The sequence below is a fragment of the Bordetella pertussis 18323 genome, from assembly GCF_000306945.1.
GTDB classification, from domain to species: Bacteria; Pseudomonadota; Gammaproteobacteria; order Burkholderiales; family Burkholderiaceae_B; genus Bordetella; species Bordetella pertussis.
Map to the genome: position 1 here is coordinate 1,837,948 of NC_018518.1, position 15,888 is coordinate 1,853,835.

Consider the following 15,888-nt stretch of genomic DNA (forward strand, 5'->3'; position numbering starts at 1 on the left):
GTCATAGGCGCGCCTGGCGCGCCGGAGTAAACTGCCGGCCAGCATATTGACCGGTCATGCGGCCGCGGTGCGCAGGTCGGGCCTGCCGATCCGACCCGCACCCAGGGAGCGATTCAGGAATGAAAGTAGCGGTATTGGGCAGTGGCATCATAGGAGTCTCGAGCGCCTGGTGGCTGAGCCAGGCAGGCCACGATGTCGTGGTCGTCGATCGATGCACCGGCGCGGCGCAGGAAACCAGCCTGGCCAACGGCGCGCAGATATCCGTGTCGTACGCCGAGCCCTGGGCCAACCCGCAGGCGCCGTTCAAGCTGCTGAAGTGGATGTTCCAGGACGACGCGCCGCTGCTGTTCCGGCCGCAGCTCGATTGGCGCCAATGGCAATGGGGCCTGGCCTTCCTGCGCGAATGCCTGCCGTCGCGGCTGGCGCCCAATATCCGCGCCATGGTGCGCATGGCCGAATACAGCCGCGCCACGCTGCAGGGCATGCGGGCCGAACTGGGCATCCAGTACGACCATCTCGAGCGCGGCATTCTCAATTTCTACCGCGACCAGCGCGAGTTCGAGACCTCGCAGCGCGCCGCCGGCCTGATGCGCGACTTCGGCGTCGAGCGGCGGGTGATCAACGCCGACGAGGTGGTGGCCATCGAGCCGGCCCTGGCCCCGCATCTCCAGACCATCGTCGGCGGCGACTATACGCCCGAGGACGAAAGCGGCGACGTGCATCTGTTTACCGCCGCGCTGGCCCGACGCTGCGAGGCCGCCGGCGTCGAGTTCCGTTTCTCGACCCGGGTGACGCGCCTGCTGGGCGAAGGCGGGCGCGTGCAGGGCGTGGAGCTGATCGAACCCGACGGCCGCTACGGCCGGCTCGATGCCGACGCCTTCGTGGTGGCCATGGGCAGCTTCAGCGCGCAACTGGTGCGTCCGCTGGGCGTGCCCTGCATGGTGTATCCGGCCAAGGGCTATTCGGCGACCTTCCCGGTGCGCCCGGGCGCGCTGGCGCCGGTGGTCAGCCTGACCGACAGCAGCCACAAAGTGGTGTTCTCGCGCCTGGGCGAGCGCCTGCGCATGGCTGGCACGGCCGAACTGTCGGGCTATTCGCGCGGCCTGAATACCGGCCGCTGCGAAGCCATGACGCGCCTGGCGCGCGAACTGTTTCCCGATGCGCTCGATTTCGAGCGCGTCAGCTACTGGTCGGGCCTGCGCCCGTCCACACCTTCCAACGTGCCCCTGATCGGCCGTACCAGCGTATCCAACCTGTACCTCAATACCGGACATGGTACGCTGGGCTGGACGATGGGGGTGGGCTCTGGCCGGGCCCTGGCCGACCTGCTCAGCGGGCGGCGGCCGGAACCGGAATTTCCCTTTCTTGGTCTGTGAACCTATGAAGAAACTGCAAATGACGGGCTTTGCCCGCGCGATGCGCGCCAGCCGGCGCGCTTGTGTGCTGGGCTTGGCGATGGCCGCGATGGGCGTGGCGCAGGCCGCCGACTCGGTCGAAATCCAGGTCTGGCATACGCTGTCGGGTCCCAACAAGGCCGAATTCGAGAAACTGGCCAAGCAATTCAACAAGGAGCAGGGCGACGTCGTCGTCAAGCTGCGCGATTTCGGCAACCAGGACGACCTGAAGAAGGAGGCCGTTTCGGCCGTCAAGTCCAAGAAGGGACCGAACCTGGTGCAACTGGCGGACAACCACTCGCCGGAAGTGGTCGCCGAGCACAAGTCCATCCTGCCGCTGCATCAACTGCTGGCCAAGTACCCGGTCAAGGACCTGAACTGGTTCCTGCCGTCCACCACCAGCTTCACGCGCGACGGCAAGGGCCGCCTGCTGGCCTTCCCGTGGATGGCCGAAGTGCCGGTGATGTTCTACAACACCGCGTACTACAAGAAGGCGGGCCTCGACCCCAACAAGCCGGCGCGTACCTGGGCCGACCTGCAGGCCGAGCTGCTCAAGCTGCGCGACGTGGCCAACATCGATTGCCCGTATGCCACCAGCGACCAGGTCACGGTGCACCTGGAGAACCTGGCGCCGGTCAACAACCAGTTGTACGCCACCCTGAACAACGGTCTGGACGTCGCCAAGAAGGGCTCGCCGTCCATGCAGTTCGACACGCTGTACATGCGCCACGTCTCGCTGATGGTGAGCTGGAAGCGTTCGCTGCTGTTGACCGCGTATTCGGACGACAACAAGAGCGACCAGTTGTTCGCCAAGGGCGAGTGCGCCGTGCTTACCACCAGCTCGAGCGCGCTCGGCCAGTTCCTCAACACCCGTTCGCTGTCGTTCGGCGTGGCGCCGCTGCCGTACTACGACCAGGTCACCAAGACCGGCGGCCGGCCGTTCGTCAGCGGCTCGGCGCTGTGGGCCATGGAAGGCCATCCGCAGGCCGAGGAAAAGGCCACCGCCAAATTCCTGGCCTGGCTCTCCAAGCCCGTGATCGCCGCCGAATGGCACCAGCGCACCGGCTACCTGCCGCTGACCGAGGCGGCCTTCCGCGCTTCGGATGTGTCGTTCTACAACAAGGTGCCCGGCGCCCAGCAACTGGTCGAGCTCATGCGCAACCCGCCGGCCGCCACCAGCCGGGGCTTTCGCATCGCCAACTACGAGCGCATCGAACCGGTGCTCAACACCCAGCTGACCGCAGCCTTCGACGGCAAGACCCCGCCGGTCGCGGCGCTGAACAATGCCGCCTCGCAGGCGCGCTCGCTCGCCGCGCAACGCTGAGCGTTCAGGCGACGCAACAGACCCGGGCCGCTGGCCCGGGTTTTTTTTGGCGTACGGCGCGGTGCCTGTGCCCGCAGAGGGAGCGACACCCGCGGCCAGGGTGCCCCGCCGGAGGCACTCCGTCATGGCGCCGTGAATGCGCCTGGCGTTCAATCGCGCTTCTCGGTGCGCCGCCGCCGCGGCCTGGCCGGGGAAGCCGCCGGCGTGCCCAGTTTCGCGACCACCAGGTCGTACAGCGCCTGCGCGGCGATCGACAGCCTTTCCTCCTGCCGGCGGACGATGTAGATCTGGCGCGTCAGGCCGGGCAGCGAGATGGGGCGGATGAGCAGGCCGGGTCGTTCGAACTGGTACAGCGTGAAGGTCGGCACGACGCTGATGCCCAGCCCGGCTTCGATCATGCCCGCCACGGTCGCGAGCTGCGCGACCTCCAGTATCGTTTTCGCGACCTGCGGGCGCAGCGCCGCTTCCACCGTCTGGCGTACGCTGCTGTTGCGCGTGAGATGGATGAAAGGCCACGGCGCCAGGTGCTTGAGGGTAAGGCGCGGCTCGCGCGCCAGCGGATGGTCCTTGCGGCAGATCAGGTGGAACGTGTCGCTGCACAGCTCGCGCGCATGCAGGACCGCGGGGTCCGAGGCGCGGATGCCGCGCGAGGCAAGCGCGAAATCGGCCTGGCCGCTGCGCACCAGTTCGATGCACTCGTCGGACAGGACATCCGAGAGCATGAGTTCGATGTCGGGGTGCTCGGCGTGGAACTCATGCAGGACTTTCGGCAGCCATCCCGCCGCCAGGGAGGGAAGGGCGGCGACATGGACGCGCCCGCGCCGCAACTCGACGAAGCTGGCGATGTGCGTCATGGCGTGGCCAAGGTCGGCCAGCAGCCTGCGCGCCAGGGGCTCGAACAGCTCGCCTTCCTGCGTCAGCACCACCCGCCGCGTACTGCGATCGAACAGCTGCATGGCCAGCGTCGCCTCCAGGGACTGGATCAGTGCGCTGAATGCGGGCTGGGACAAATGGCATGCCTGCGCGGCCTTGGTGAAGTGGCGCAGGTCGGCAAGCATGACGAAGGCGCGCAATTGGCGGGTGGACAGATCGGCCTGTGGTCTCATTGATTTGAGGTATCTATTAATCAATCCAAAAAATCGATTTTTCTTATCGTACTGCCGATTCTAAACTGGCTGCCATCGTCACTTCGTGATTTCGCAATGCGTTCACTCCCTTCCCTGTTGATCGGCTGCGCCGCAGGCTTCTCGGGCGACCGTGTCGACGCCGCCGGCCCGGTGGTCGATACGCTGATCGCCCGCCTGGGCGGCGTTTCCGCCAACGGCCGAGCCTTCCTGATTTTCGAGACCCTGGCCGAACGCACCCTGGCGCTTGCGCAACTGCGCAAGCGCGCCGATGCCCAGGCGGGGTACGAGCCGCTGCTCGAGGACATGCTCGGACCGGTGCTGGCGCGCTGCCTGGCGCACGGCATACGCATCGTCAGCAACTTCGGGGCCGCCAATCCGGAAGGCGCGGCGCGCCATATCCTGCGCATGGCCGCGCGGCTGGGCTTGCGCAAGCCGCGCATCGCGGTGGTCAAGGGCGACGATGTCTCCGGCGCGCAGCATGCCGGCATGCTGGCCGAGTACCTGGGCGAGCAATACGATCCCTCCAGCATCGTCAGCGCCAATGCCTATCTGGGAAGCGAACAGATTCGCGACGCGCTGGACCATGGCGCGGAAATCGTGGTGTGCGGCCGCGTGGCGGACCCGTCGCTGACGGTGGGCCCCGCGATGTCCTATTTCGGCTGGCAAGCCGACGACTGGGACCGCATCGGGCGCGCCACCATGGCCGGGCATCTGCTCGAATGCGGCGCGCAGGTCTGCGGCGGCTACTACGCCGACCCCGGCTACAAGGACGTGCCCGGGCTGGAGCAGGTCGGCTTCCCAGTCGCCGAGATCGACGAGGACGGCCATTGCATCATCGGCAAATCCGATGGCACGGGCGGCCTGGTCGACGAGGCCACCGTCATCGAGCAGTTGCTCTACGAAGTCCATGATCCTGCCGGCTACCTGACGCCCGACGTGGTTGCCGACATTTCGCAGGCCGAGGTCCGGCGCGTGGCGGACAACCAGGTCCGGCTCACCGGCGTGCGCGGCCACCCCCGGCCGGCGGCGTACAAGGTCAACGTGTGCCTGGAAGGCGGCTGGCTGGCCGAGGGCGAGATTTCATACGCGGGCCCGCGCGCCGAGGCGCGCGCGCGCCTGGCCGCCGAGGTCGTGTGCAAGCGGCTGGCCGACCTGCGCATCCGTACCGACCTGATCGGCCGCGTGAGCATTTTCGGCGACGACGCCGGACGCCTGCTGGCCGGCGCGCCGGCGGGCGATGGCGAGGACGTGCGCTTGCGCCTGGCGGCGCACGCCGTCACGCGCCAGGACGCCATGCGCCTGACGCGCGAAGTGACCGCGCTTTACTGTTGCGGCCCGGCCGGCGGCGGCGGTGTGCGCACCACGCTGACGCCGCGGCTCGACATGGTTTCATGCCTGCTGCCGCGCGACCTGGTGCGCGCCGGATTCGAAATGGTGGATGCCGATGTCTGATGTGCTTGTTCCCCTGTTTCGCGTCGCGCACGCGCGCACCGGCGACAAAGGCGATCGCTCGAACATCAGCGTGATCGCCCGGGATCGCGCCTTGTATCCCTTGCTGGTCGAGCAGCTGACGCCCGAGGTGGTGCTGGCGCAATTCGCGCATCGGCGGCCGGCCGGGGCGCAGCGCTACCTGCTGCCCAAGCTGGGCGCCATGAACTTCGTGCTGGACGCCGTGCTCGACGGCGGCGTCAATGGCGCGCTCAACCTCGACGCGCACGGCAAGGCGCTGTCCTATTTGATCCTGAAGACGGAAATCGCCGTTCCGTCCGACCTGGTCTGCCGCCTGGCCGGTTCGCCCGGCTGAAAGCGGTCAGTCCGCTTATAACAACTCAACTGATAAGGGGCCCCCTGATGCGATACCTGAAAAGTACCTATGCAGCCGTCCTGCTGGCTATCGGCACGGCCGTGCCGCACGCGACCACCCTGGCGCAGGAAGTCAAGGTTGCGGCCGAGGCGCCATTGAGGCTGCTGGACCCGGTGGGCACGACTGCGTATATCACGCGCAACCACGCCTACATGGTCTATGACACGCTGTTTGCGCTGGATGCGCAGCTCAAGCCGCAGCCACAGATGGTAAGCACCTGGAGCGTGAGCCCCGACAAGCTGGTTTACCGCTTCACCTTGCGCGACGGGCTGAAGTTCCATGACGGCAGTCCGGTCACCGCGGCCGACTGCGTCGCGTCGATCAAGCGCTGGGCGCAACGCGACCTGACCGGCTTGCGCATGATGGCCGCCGCCAAGGAAATCACCGCCAAGGACGACAAGACGTTCGAGATCGTGCTGGAGCAACCCTTCGGCGCCGTCATCGAAGGCCTGAGCAAGGCCAGTTCGCTGCCGGCCTTCATCATGCCCAAGCGCATCGCCGATGCGCCGGCCAGCCAGGCGATCACCGAGGTGATCGGGTCCGGGCCGTTTCGCTTCGTGGCGTCGGAGTACCGGCCCGGCCTGCAGGTCGTCTACGAGCGCAACACCGACTATGTTCCGCGCAGCGAGCCCCCCAGCGGCCTGGCCGGCGGCAAGGTCGTGAACGTGGACCGCGTCGTCTGGCTGTCGCTGCCCGACATCCAGACCGAGGCCAATGCGCTGGCCAAGGACGAGGTGGACTATGTGCAGACCGTGTATCCCGACGTGGTGCAGACGCTGGAGGCCAGCAAGGATGTCGTCATCCAGAAACTGGCCAGCACGACCACGCCGACCCTGCGCCTGAACTGGCTGCAGCCGCCGTTCAACAACCAGAAGGTGAGGCAGGCGCTGCTGCATGCCGTGAGCCAGCGCGACTACATGGATGCGCAGGTCGGCGACCCCAAGGCCTATCGCGTGTGCTGGGCCATGTTCGGCTGCGACTCGCCGCTGGCCAGCACGGCGGGCGTGGTGTCCCAGGACGACGAGGCCGATCTCAACGCCGCCAAGGCCTTGCTCAAGGAAAGCGGCTACAAGAACGAGAAGGCGGTCGTGCTGCACGCCACCGACTATCCGCCCACCTCGGCCATCTCGCCTTTCACGGCGCAGATCCTGCGCTCCATCGGCATGAAGGCGGAAGTCCAGTCCATGGATTGGGCGACCTTCCTTACCCGGCGCGGCAAGCAGGACCCGGTGGAGAAGGGCGGCTGGAGCGTGGCCTACGGCAGCTGGAACACCCTGGACCTGATGTCGCCCATCGCCAACCTCAACCTCGATGGCCGCGGCAAGGAGGGATACGCGGGCTGGACCGAGAGCGCCGAGATGGAGTCGCTGCGCACGCAGTACGCGCAGGCCACTGAGCCCGCCAGCCGCCAGCAGATCGCCGCGAAGATACAGCAGCTGGCCTATGACCAGGTCTTCTATATTCCGCTGGGTACCTACAGCAATTACGCCGCCCGCCGCAGCAACGTGACGCCGCTGCTGGACGCGCCCGTGACGGTATTCTGGGGAATATCCAAGAACTGAGTCGCCGCGCGGCGCCGCCATGGCGCCGCGCAGCACGTAGGAGATCGTTTTCGTGCAAATTCTGAGGTTGCTGTTCCTGCGCCTGGCCAGCGCCATTCCCGTGGTGCTCGTGGTGGTGACGGTGGTTTTCCTGCTGGTCAGGCTGACCGGCGATCCCGCCACGATTCTCGCCGGCGACATGGCCAGCCCCGAGGTGGTCGCCAGCGTGCGCGCCGACCTGGGGCTGGACCGCCCCTTGCTGGGCCAGTATGCCCAATGGCTGTGGGATCTGTTGCAGGGCAACCTCGGCACATCCATCGTCACCAAGCAGCCCGTGGCGACGCTGATCGGCGAGCGCCTCGAATCGACCCTGGTGCTGTCGCTCAGCGCGCTGGTGGTCACGGTGCTGCTGGCGGTGCCGCTGGGCGTGCTGGCGGCCTGGCGCCACAACACGCTGGTGGACCGGGTCGTGATGATCTACGCGGTCATCGGCTTCTCGCTGCCCAGCTTCGTGGTGGGGTACCTGTTGATACTCATGTTCTCGGTCTGGCTGGGCTGGCTGCCGGTGCAGGGATACGTCAGCATCACCGACGATATCTGGCTGGCCGCGCAGCACCTGGTATTGCCCACCCTGGCGCTGGCGATCTTCTACATGTCGCTGATTTCGCGGGTGACGCGCGCCAGCGTGCTGGAAGTCCTGAACGAGGATTTCGTGCGCACCGCCAAGGCCAAGGGGGTGCCGCCGCTGCGCATCCTGTCGCAGCACGTGCTGCGCAACGCCGCGATTCCCATCGTCACCGTCATCGGCATCGGGCTGGCCTTCCTGATCAGCGGGGTGGTGATCACCGAGAGCGTGTTCAACCTGCCCGGGCTGGGCCGCCTGACCATCGACGCCGTGCTGTCGCGGGACTACCCCGTGGTCCAGGGCGTCATCCTCTTTTTCGCCTGCGTCTACATCCTGGTGAACCTGTTGATCGACATGCTGTACGTGGTCATCGATCCACGGATCCGCTACTGACGATCCGGAGACGAGGCATGACATCCATTCTTCGCCACAACAGACTGGCGCTGCTGGGAGGCGGCGTGCTGCTGCTGATGGTCGCCATCAGCGTCGCGGCTTCCTGGATCGCCAGCACGGACCCTGCGATGATGCAGCCGCGCATGCGCCTGACGCCGCCGGGAGAGGCCTTCCTGCTGGGCACCGATGCGCTCGGGCGCGACGTGTACTCCCGCGTCGTGCATGGCAGCCGCATGTCCCTGGCCATCGGCGCGCTGGTGGTCCTCATCACGATTGCGATCGGCACCCTCATCGGCCTGGTGGCCGGGGCCTCGCGCATCATGGACCGCGTCCTCATGCGGATCATGGACGGCGTCATGGCCATTCCCGGCATCCTGCTGGCGGTGGCCCTGGTATCGCTGTTCGGCGCCAGCCTGGCTTCGGTCGTGATCGCGATCGCCGTGCCCGAGATTCCGCGCGTGGTGCGCCTGGTGCGCAGCGTGGTGCTCTCGGTGCGCGAAGAGCCCTACGTCGAGGCCGCGGTCGGGCTCGGGGTGCCGTATCCCAAGGTCGTCTGGCGGCACATCCTGCCCAATTGCTTCGTGCCGCTGATCGTGCAGGCCAGCTACGTGTTCGCCGCAGCGATCCTGCTCGAGGCCGTGCTGGGCTTTCTGGGCGTGGGCTTCCCGCCCGAGATCCCCACCTTCGGCAACATCCTAGCCGAGGCGCGGCCGGTCTTCCAGCGCGCGCCGTGGGCCACCGTGGCGCCCGGCCTGCTGCTGGCCGTCACCGTGCTGGCGGTGAACCTGCTGGGCGATGGACTGCGCGACAGCCTGGACCCGAAACTCGCGAGGCGCGCAAATGACTGAGAACACACCGAAGCAACGGGTGCTGGAGGTGTCCGGCCTGGCCATCCGCGCCGGCGCGCGGACACTGGTGCAGGACGTCACGCTGAGCCTGGCCCAGGGAGAAATCCTGTGCCTGGTGGGCGAATCGGGGTCGGGCAAGTCGCTGACGGCGTCGGCCGTCATGGGGCTGCTGCCGGGCAACCTGGGCGTGGGCGCCGGCAGCATCCGGCTCGATGGCGAAGACCTGACCGCGGCGTCGCCGGCGCGCATGCAGGCGCTGCGCGGCGACCGCATGGCCATGGTGTTCCAGGAACCCATGACCTCGCTCAATCCGCTGATGCGCGTGGGACGCCAGATCGCGGAGGTGTTGCAGGTGCACCGGCCGGACCTGGGCGCCGGGCAAGTGCGGGCACGGGTGCTGGAGCTGATGGGCGATGTGCACCTGCTCACCCCCGAGGCGCTCATGGACGCCTTCCCGCATCAGTTGTCGGGCGGGCAGCGCCAGCGCATCATGATCGCGATGGCGCTGGCGCTGGAGCCTGCGCTGATCATCGCCGACGAACCCACCACGGCGCTCGACGTCACGACCCAGGTGCAGGTGCTCAAGCTGTTTCGCCAGTTGCTGGCCAAGCATTCGAGCGCGGTGCTGTTCATCACGCATGACTTCGATGTGGTGCGCGATATCGCCGACCACGTGGCCGTGATGCAGCTGGGCCGCATCGTCGAACAGGGGCCGGCCGGGCAGGTGCTGGACGCGCCCCGCCACGACTACACCCGCAAGCTGCTGGTCGCGGTGCCGAGCGGCGTGCCCAAGACGCAGCAGAACGCGTCGTCCGATGAACTGCTGTCGGTAAGCGGCCTGAACCTGGTCTACGAGTCGCGCGGCCTGCTGGGCCCGGCGCGGCGCACGCATGCCGTCGCCGATGTCGGCTTCACGCTGAAAAAGGGCGAGACCCTGGGCGTTGTCGGCGAGTCGGGCTCGGGCAAGTCCACCCTGGGGCGCTGCATCACGCGGGCGCATGCCCCCACGTCGGGCCGGATCGTCTTCGACGGCGTGGACATCGCGGGGCTGTCGGGCAAGGCGCTGCGGGCGGTGCGCCGCCGCGTGCAGATGGTGTTCCAGGATCCCTACCGGTCGCTGAACCCGCGCCGCAGGATTCTGCATGCCTTGATCGAAGGCCCGATCGAAAGCGGGGTGGACCGCAAGACGGCCTGCGCGCGCGCGGCCGAGCTGATGGCCCTGGTGGGCTTGCCGGCCGACGGCCTGCAGCGTTATCCGCACCAGTTCTCGGGCGGGCAGCGGCAACGCATCTGCATTGCGCGCGCCCTGGCGATGGAGCCCGACCTGATCGTCGCGGACGAGGCCGTGTCGGCGCTGGACGTGTCGGTGCAGGCGCAGGTGCTGGAGCTGTTCGAAGACCTCCAGAAGCGGCTGGGATTCGCCATGATCTTCATTACCCACGACTTGCGCGTGGCCGCGCAGGTCTGCGACCGCATCGGCGTGATGCAGAAAGGACGCCTGCTCGAGCTGGGCCCGGTGCGGCAGGTCATCCATGCGCCCCAGCACCCCTATACCCGCCACTTGTTCGATTCGCTGCCCGGCCGCGTGGGCCAGACGGCGGAACCCGCCATGGAGCTACAGGCATGACCAGTACTGACCAGCATATCGCCCGGGCCGGCGTCGCCGAGCTCGCCAGGGGGATCGCCCGGGGCGCGTTCACGCCCACCGAGGTGACCGACGTCTTCCTGCGTCGCATCCAGGACCTGAATCCCGCGATCGGGGCGTTCGTGGCCGTCTACGAGGACGAGGCCCGGCACGCGGCCCGCCAGGCCACGCAGGCGCTGGCGCAAGGACAGCGCCTGAGCCCGTTGCACGGCATTCCGTTCGCCGTGAAGGACATCGTCGACGTGGCCGGCAAATTCACGACCTACGGCTCGCGCACCGGCGCGGGGCGGCAGGCCGGCGCCACCGCTGAGTACGTGCGTGCGCTGCTCGATGCCGGGATGATCCTGCTGGGCAAGACGCACACCGTGGAATTCGCATTCGGCGGCTGGGGCACCAACCAGCGCATGGGAACGCCGCGCAATCCGCTGCGCGCGGACGTGCCCTGCGCGACGGGCGGATCGAGCAGCGGATCGGGGGCCGCGGTCGGCGCGCAGATGGTGCCCTTCGCGGTAGGCACGGACACCGGCGGCTCGATCCGCATTCCTTCGGCGTTCTGCGGGCTGACCGGCATGCGGCCCAGCATGGGACGCCACAGCGGCGCGGGCGTCATGTCGCTCAGCCACACCCTGGACACCATCGGACCGCTGGCGCGCACCGTCGAAGACGTGCAGATGCTCGACGACCTGTTGACCGGCAAGACCGCCACGGACACCGCGCAGCCGGGTTCGCAGGCCGTGGCGCGCGTGCGCGACGCGCGTATCGGCGTGCTCGGCGCGCAATGGCTGGGCGCCATCGAGCCCGAGGTGGCGCACGCCTATGCGCAAAGCCTGCGGGCCTTCGAGGCGATGGGCGCGACGCTGGTCGAGCTGGCGCTGCCGTTCGACCGGGAGGCGTTCGCCCAGTTGACCTCGACGCTGATCGCCTGCGAAGGCCTGCAGTTCGCCGGGAAGTACGCCCACGACCCACTGTCCGGCATGGACGAGGACGTGCGCGCGCGCTTCCTGGTGGGCGACCAGTACGATGCCGAGGCCTATGCCGGATTGCTGGGGCGCCGCAGCGCGATGATCGATACGTTCACGCAGGCGATGGCCGGCGTCAAGGCCTTGCTGATGCCCACGACGCCGTGCGTGGCGCAGCCGCTTGCGGGGCTGGAGCAGTCGCCGTACAACCCGGCGGTGTACACGCGCCTGCCGGCGTGGCTCGGCTGCTGCGCGTTGGCGGTGCCCAACGGCACGGGGGCGCACGGCTTGCCGACCTCCCTGCAGATCGTCGGCCTGCCCGAATCGGACCGGCTGGTGATGTCGCTGGGGCGCGCCTACCAGGAATACGCGTAGGGCGCGACGCGCTGCGGGCCGGCCGCTGGCCGGCCTTTTTTATGGCCATGCAGATCGCCTGGCAAGGCATGGTGCCCGATTGATCCATGCGTACATGTCGGTCTAGGCGCGCCCCGCCGGCTGCGTCACCATGCCTGGCATCCCGCGGCCGTCGCGCCGCCTTGCCAGGAAAGTCGCATGGTTCGATCGCTGTCCATAGTGTGCCTGCTGGCCGTCTTGCAGGCCTGCGCGGGCCCGCGCCCGGCCGCCGTCGCGGCCGCCTGGGACGAGGCGCCGGCCGGCCAGTACCGCTTCGACTGGCAGCTGTCGGGCGACCCGGCGGTGGCGCCGTTGCAGGTGTTCGACGATGCGCGGCGCATCTGGCTGCAGTTCGCGCCGGGCCAGCCGATACCGGCCATCTTCGCGCACGGCGCCGGCGGCGAACGCCCGGTGCCGTACCTGCGCCGCGACCCCTACATCGTCGTGGACGGCGCCTGGCCCGCGCTCAGCCTGCGCGGCGGCCGCTATGTCGCGCGCATACAGCGCAGCGGCGCGCCGACGGCGGCGGGCGCGCCGGCCGTCCGCGCCGAGGCGCCGGCCCCGGCCACGCCAGCCGCCGTCGCGGCCTCCGCCGCCGCGCTTTCGGGCCGCGCCGCCCGACCTGACCTTGCGGGCCGTGCTGGCGCGCTGGGCGCGCGCCGCGGGCTGGACGTTCGAGGCCGAACACTGGGCCCTCGACGTCGACATTCCGCTGGCGGGCAAGGCCGAACTGCCGGGTGATTTCAAGACCGCCGTGCGCGCGCTGCTGGCCGCCACCGAATTGTCCGAGCGGCCGGCGCAGCCGTGCTTCTACGCCAACCGGGTACTGCGCGTCGTGCCGCTGGCGCAAGCCTGCGACCGCACGCGCGCCGCCGCGCCGGGGCTGACATGAAGGCGCGGCGCCTGGCCATGGCGGGTCTGTCGCTGGCGCTCGGCGGCTGCTCGCTGTCGCAGCAGATGCAGGCCATGCGCGACGCCGCGACGTCCCTGCGCGCACGCCTGCTCGAAGGGCAGCAGGCCGTGGGCCGGGCCGGCGAGCGGCCGGCGCGCGAAGCCGCCCAGGACGTCGCGCGGCCCTGGCTGGCCGGGCGCGCCCAGCCGCTGGCACGCGAGGTGCTGCTGCCGCCGGCGCTGCGCGCCGATGTCGATACGACCCTGCTGTTCGCGGGCAAGGCCACGCTGCCCGTGCTGGCCGAGCGCCTGCATCGCGCCACCGGCATCGCCGTGCGCGTGCATCCCGACGCGCTGCTGCCGCGCGCCGCCTTCCTGCCGCGCCTGGCGGGGCAGGCCGAGCTGGCGGCCGAGCCTCCCGCCCAGGCCGAACTGCGGGCCGGGCCGCGTCCGCTGGCCGACACGCTCGACGCGCTGGCCGCGCAGCTGTACGTGCACTGGCGCTACCATCGCGGCGCCATCGAGTTCTACCGCACCGAAACGCGGGTCTTCGATGTGCGCACGCTGGCGCTGGCCGCCAGCGCGCAGGCTCGGCTGGGCCGCGCCGGCAGCGGCGAGACGGGCAGTTTCGACCATGCCTCGAGCACGGTGCTCAGCGCCGACGCCGGCAAGGCGCTGCAGGCCGTGCGGGACCGCGTCGCCGCTTTCCTGACGCGCGCCGGCGTCATCGCCGAGATCGAGGCGGGCGGAAGCACGCTCGCGGTCACGGATACGCCGGAGGCGCTCGCGCGCATCGAAAAATACCTGCAAGGCGAGAACCGCGCCCTGACGCGCCGGGTACGCCTGGTGTTCGAAGAGCTCACGGTGCGCACCACGGTCGCCGCCGAAGGCGGCATCGATTGGCAGGCGGTCTACGCCAGCGCGCGCGCCGCGGCGTCGTACGCCATGCCCGGCGGGGCCGGCGCGGCAGGCGCGCTCGGGGCCCGCGTGCTGGCCGGGCCCTGGCGCGACGCGCGCGCCCTGATCGCCGCGCTGAGCACCATGGGAGCGGTACTGCGCCATCGCAGCATACCCATGCTGACGCTGAACCGGCGCGCCGTCACCCACGCCGTGCGCACCACGTTTTCCTACGTGGACCAGGTGCAGCGCCTGAGCCCGACCGCGGCGGCGCCCGGTGGGCGCGATGCCGTGCCCGGGCTGGCGGTGCAGCAGAAGCGCGAGACGGTGGGCACGTTCCTCACGCTGTTGCCCGAGGCGCGCGATGACGGCCGCATCCTGCTCTCCATTTCCTATGACAACACCATTGCCCAGCCGCTGCGCACCCTGACCTTCGGCGAGGGCGGCCAGCAAGTGTCGCTGCAGCAGATCGCCATCGACGGCAGCGGCATCGTGCAGCAGGTCGAGCTGCTGCCCGGCCAGCCCGTCATCCTGTCGGGCTTCGACCACAGCGAAGACCAATACGAACGCCACCGCCTGTTTCCCGATGCGCCGCTCGCGGCCGGCGGGCACGACCGCACGGCGCGCGAGCGGGTCACGACCGTGGTCATGGTCACCGCGCAGATCGACGAGGGTTGAGCCATGCGCGCCGCCACGCATCCGCCGCTGGTGCTGCAGCAGACGCAGGGCGGGCCCATGCTGGCCTTCGGGCTGACATGGTTCGCCGTGCTGGGCAGTCACGCCGCGCTGCAGGGGCGGGCCCGCGCCCGCGCCTTGCGCGCCACGCACTACGTGGTGGGCGGCCGGCACGCGGTTGCCGCGGGTTGCGCGCGCCTGCCTCGCCGCTATGGCGCGATGGCGATCCACAGCGCGGCGCAGGCGTACGCCAGTCTGCATCCGGATGGCGCGCAGGCGGGCGTGGCCAGCCTGCCGGACGGGCAGGGCTGGCTGATCGCCGTGCAGGACGGCGCCGTGCTTGCCAGCGCCGACCGGCTCTTTGCGGATGCCGCGCAGGCGCAGGCCTGCCTGCGCACGCTATTGGCGCAGCGTCCCGACCTGCGCGAGGTGCCGGCGCAGGCCGCGCTGGATACCTTGCTGGCCAGGCCGGATCCCTCCGCGCGCCTGGCGCCGCTGGCCTCGCGCTGGTCGCGTGCGCCGGTAGCGGCGCGAGCGGTCGTGCTGGCGCTGGCGGTGGCCGGCGGCGCCTCGCTGTGGCGCGGCCTGGGCCAGGCGCCGCCGCCCGCCGCGCCCGATCCGCGGGCCGTCTGGCGCGCCGCCCAAGCGGAGTTCCTGCGCGGCTGGCCGGTGCATACCAGCAGCGAGCTGGCGCGGGTGCTCGATACCTTGCAGGCCTTGCCGTTGCAGGTCGCCGGCTGGGCGCTGCGGCAGGCGCAATGCGTGCCGGGCCCGGCGTGGCACTGCGACGCCGACTACCACCGCGTCGATGCGGCGGCCACCAGCCTGGCGTTTGCCGCCGCGGTTCCGCCCGGCTGGCGGATGCGGCTGCATACGCTGGAGCATACGCGCGTGGCCTGGACGCTGGCCGGCGACCAGCACGGGCTGGATCGCACCGCGCCGGCCTCGCCGGCCGACACGCTGGCGCTGGCCGCCACGCTGCAGCGTGCCAGCGCCGCCTTCACGCATGTCTCGGTGGGCGCCGCGCAAGCGCTGGCCGGCCCGGCCTGGGATGGTCCGCCCGAGCTCGCGCCGCCTGCCGCGCCCGAGCTTCACCGGCGCGAGGTCGTGCTCGACGGGCCGCTGCGTTCGCTGGCGCTGGTGTGGCCGCTGCCGGCGCCCATCGGATGGACCGCGGTGTCCCTGCGCGTGGTCCCGGACGCGATCGCGACGCTGCGCGCCAGCGTGCTGTCGCTGCATCTTCAAGGATCCCTCTATGAGCAGACGACTTCCCGTTCCTAGCTGTGAAGATTCAATAGGTTGTATGCATGGT

General features: G+C 69.5%; 12 protein-coding genes and 1 pseudogene. 12 read left to right on the plus strand and 1 reads right to left on the minus strand.

The features are described 5' to 3' along the window. Positions 1-119: 119 nt before the first annotated feature. Together BN118_RS08675 and BN118_RS08680 are read left to right on the plus strand one after the other, a co-directional pair. Entirely contained in the window at positions 120-1,376 is a 1,257-nt protein-coding gene (locus BN118_RS08675; RefSeq protein ID WP_010930578.1) for a D-amino acid dehydrogenase, read from the plus strand. 4 nt (positions 1,377-1,380) lie between these two features. Continuing rightward, positions 1,381-2,718, plus strand: a complete 1,338-nt coding sequence (locus BN118_RS08680) for an extracellular solute-binding protein (RefSeq protein WP_003810623.1) — start codon at positions 1,381-1,383, stop codon at positions 2,716-2,718. Positions 2,719-2,867: 149 nt separating this feature from the next. Here the strand turns inward: BN118_RS08680 and BN118_RS08685 are convergent, their stop codons facing one another. Beyond that, the gene (locus tag BN118_RS08685) at positions 2,868-3,824 is read right to left on the minus strand and encodes a LysR family transcriptional regulator (protein ID WP_003818676.1); all 957 of its coding nucleotides are present in this window, start codon (positions 3,822-3,824) and stop codon (positions 2,868-2,870) included. 96 nt (positions 3,825-3,920) lie between these two features. Here BN118_RS08685 and BN118_RS08690 point away from each other — a divergent pair, with 96 nt between their 5' ends. From BN118_RS08690 to BN118_RS08735, 10 genes and pseudogenes are all read left to right on the plus strand, one after another. Further along, positions 3,921-5,297, plus strand: a complete 1,377-nt coding sequence (locus BN118_RS08690; protein WP_014905737.1) for an acyclic terpene utilization AtuA family protein — start codon at positions 3,921-3,923, stop codon at positions 5,295-5,297. Next, positions 5,290-5,649: an AtuA-related protein gene (locus tag BN118_RS08695; RefSeq protein WP_019247553.1), complete on the plus strand. Its 360-nt coding sequence runs from the start codon at positions 5,290-5,292 to the stop codon at positions 5,647-5,649. The genes BN118_RS08690 and BN118_RS08695 overlap by 8 nt, the downstream gene beginning before the upstream one ends. Positions 5,650-5,696: 47 nt before the next feature. Further along, on the plus strand, positions 5,697-7,271 hold the full coding sequence (locus BN118_RS08700; RefSeq protein ID WP_014905738.1) for an ABC transporter substrate-binding protein: 1,575 nt from the start codon (positions 5,697-5,699) through the stop codon (positions 7,269-7,271). A gap of 58 nt (positions 7,272-7,329) precedes the next feature. Further along, on the plus strand, positions 7,330-8,268 hold the full coding sequence (locus BN118_RS08705; RefSeq protein WP_370511778.1) for an ABC transporter permease: 939 nt from the start codon (positions 7,330-7,332) through the stop codon (positions 8,266-8,268). Positions 8,269-8,285: 17 nt separating this feature from the next. Further along, positions 8,286-9,116, plus strand: coding sequence for an ABC transporter permease (locus tag BN118_RS08710; RefSeq protein ID WP_010930582.1), 831 nt, complete (start codon positions 8,286-8,288; stop codon positions 9,114-9,116). Continuing rightward, a complete protein-coding gene (locus BN118_RS08715; RefSeq protein WP_014905739.1) occupies positions 9,109-10,743 on the plus strand; it encodes a dipeptide ABC transporter ATP-binding protein in 1,635 nt (544 codons plus the stop codon). Before BN118_RS08710 ends, BN118_RS08715 begins: the two co-directional genes overlap by 8 nt. Beyond that, complete coding sequence (locus BN118_RS08720) at positions 10,740-12,095, plus strand: amidase (protein WP_014905740.1); 1,356 nt, start codon at positions 10,740-10,742, stop codon at positions 12,093-12,095. Before BN118_RS08715 ends, BN118_RS08720 begins: the two co-directional genes overlap by 4 nt. Positions 12,096-12,272: 177 nt before the next feature. After that, a pseudogene (locus tag BN118_RS08725) lies at positions 12,273-13,005 on the plus strand (TrbG/VirB9 family P-type conjugative transfer protein). Next, positions 13,002-14,579 (plus strand): hypothetical protein, encoded by a 1,578-nt coding sequence (locus BN118_RS08730; RefSeq protein WP_014905741.1) that lies wholly within the window; start codon positions 13,002-13,004, stop codon positions 14,577-14,579. The pseudogene BN118_RS08725 and the gene BN118_RS08730 overlap by 4 nt, the downstream one beginning before the upstream one ends. A 3-nt stretch (positions 14,580-14,582) precedes the next feature. After that, positions 14,583-15,857 carry a type 4b pilus protein PilO2 gene (locus tag BN118_RS08735; RefSeq protein ID WP_010930586.1) on the plus strand — a complete coding sequence of 425 codons (1,275 nt, stop codon included), beginning with the start codon at positions 14,583-14,585 and terminating at the stop codon, positions 15,855-15,857. Positions 15,858-15,888: the final 31 nt, after the last annotated feature.

What these genes read in the sequence shown, in the direction of transcription:
- BN118_RS08720 (WP_014905740.1), top strand. Translation starts at nt 10,740, where the DNA reads ATGACCAGTACTGACCAGCATATCGCCCGGGCCGGCGTCGCCGAGCTC.
- BN118_RS08685 (WP_003818676.1), bottom strand. Translation starts at nt 3,824, where the DNA reads ATGAGACCACAGGCCGATCTGTCCACCCGCCAATTGCGCGCCTTCGTC.
- BN118_RS08680 (WP_003810623.1), top strand. Translation starts at nt 1,381, where the DNA reads ATGAAGAAACTGCAAATGACGGGCTTTGCCCGCGCGATGCGCGCCAGC.
- BN118_RS08695 (WP_019247553.1), top strand. Translation starts at nt 5,290, where the DNA reads ATGTCTGATGTGCTTGTTCCCCTGTTTCGCGTCGCGCACGCGCGCACC.
- BN118_RS08675 (WP_010930578.1), top strand. Translation starts at nt 120, where the DNA reads ATGAAAGTAGCGGTATTGGGCAGTGGCATCATAGGAGTCTCGAGCGCC.
- BN118_RS08710 (WP_010930582.1), top strand. Translation starts at nt 8,286, where the DNA reads ATGACATCCATTCTTCGCCACAACAGACTGGCGCTGCTGGGAGGCGGC.
- BN118_RS08700 (WP_014905738.1), top strand. Translation starts at nt 5,697, where the DNA reads ATGCGATACCTGAAAAGTACCTATGCAGCCGTCCTGCTGGCTATCGGC.
- BN118_RS08690 (WP_014905737.1), top strand. Translation starts at nt 3,921, where the DNA reads ATGCGTTCACTCCCTTCCCTGTTGATCGGCTGCGCCGCAGGCTTCTCG.
- BN118_RS08730 (WP_014905741.1), top strand. Translation starts at nt 13,002, where the DNA reads ATGAAGGCGCGGCGCCTGGCCATGGCGGGTCTGTCGCTGGCGCTCGGC.
- BN118_RS08715 (WP_014905739.1), top strand. Translation starts at nt 9,109, where the DNA reads ATGACTGAGAACACACCGAAGCAACGGGTGCTGGAGGTGTCCGGCCTG.
- BN118_RS08735 (WP_010930586.1), top strand. Translation starts at nt 14,583, where the DNA reads ATGCGCGCCGCCACGCATCCGCCGCTGGTGCTGCAGCAGACGCAGGGC.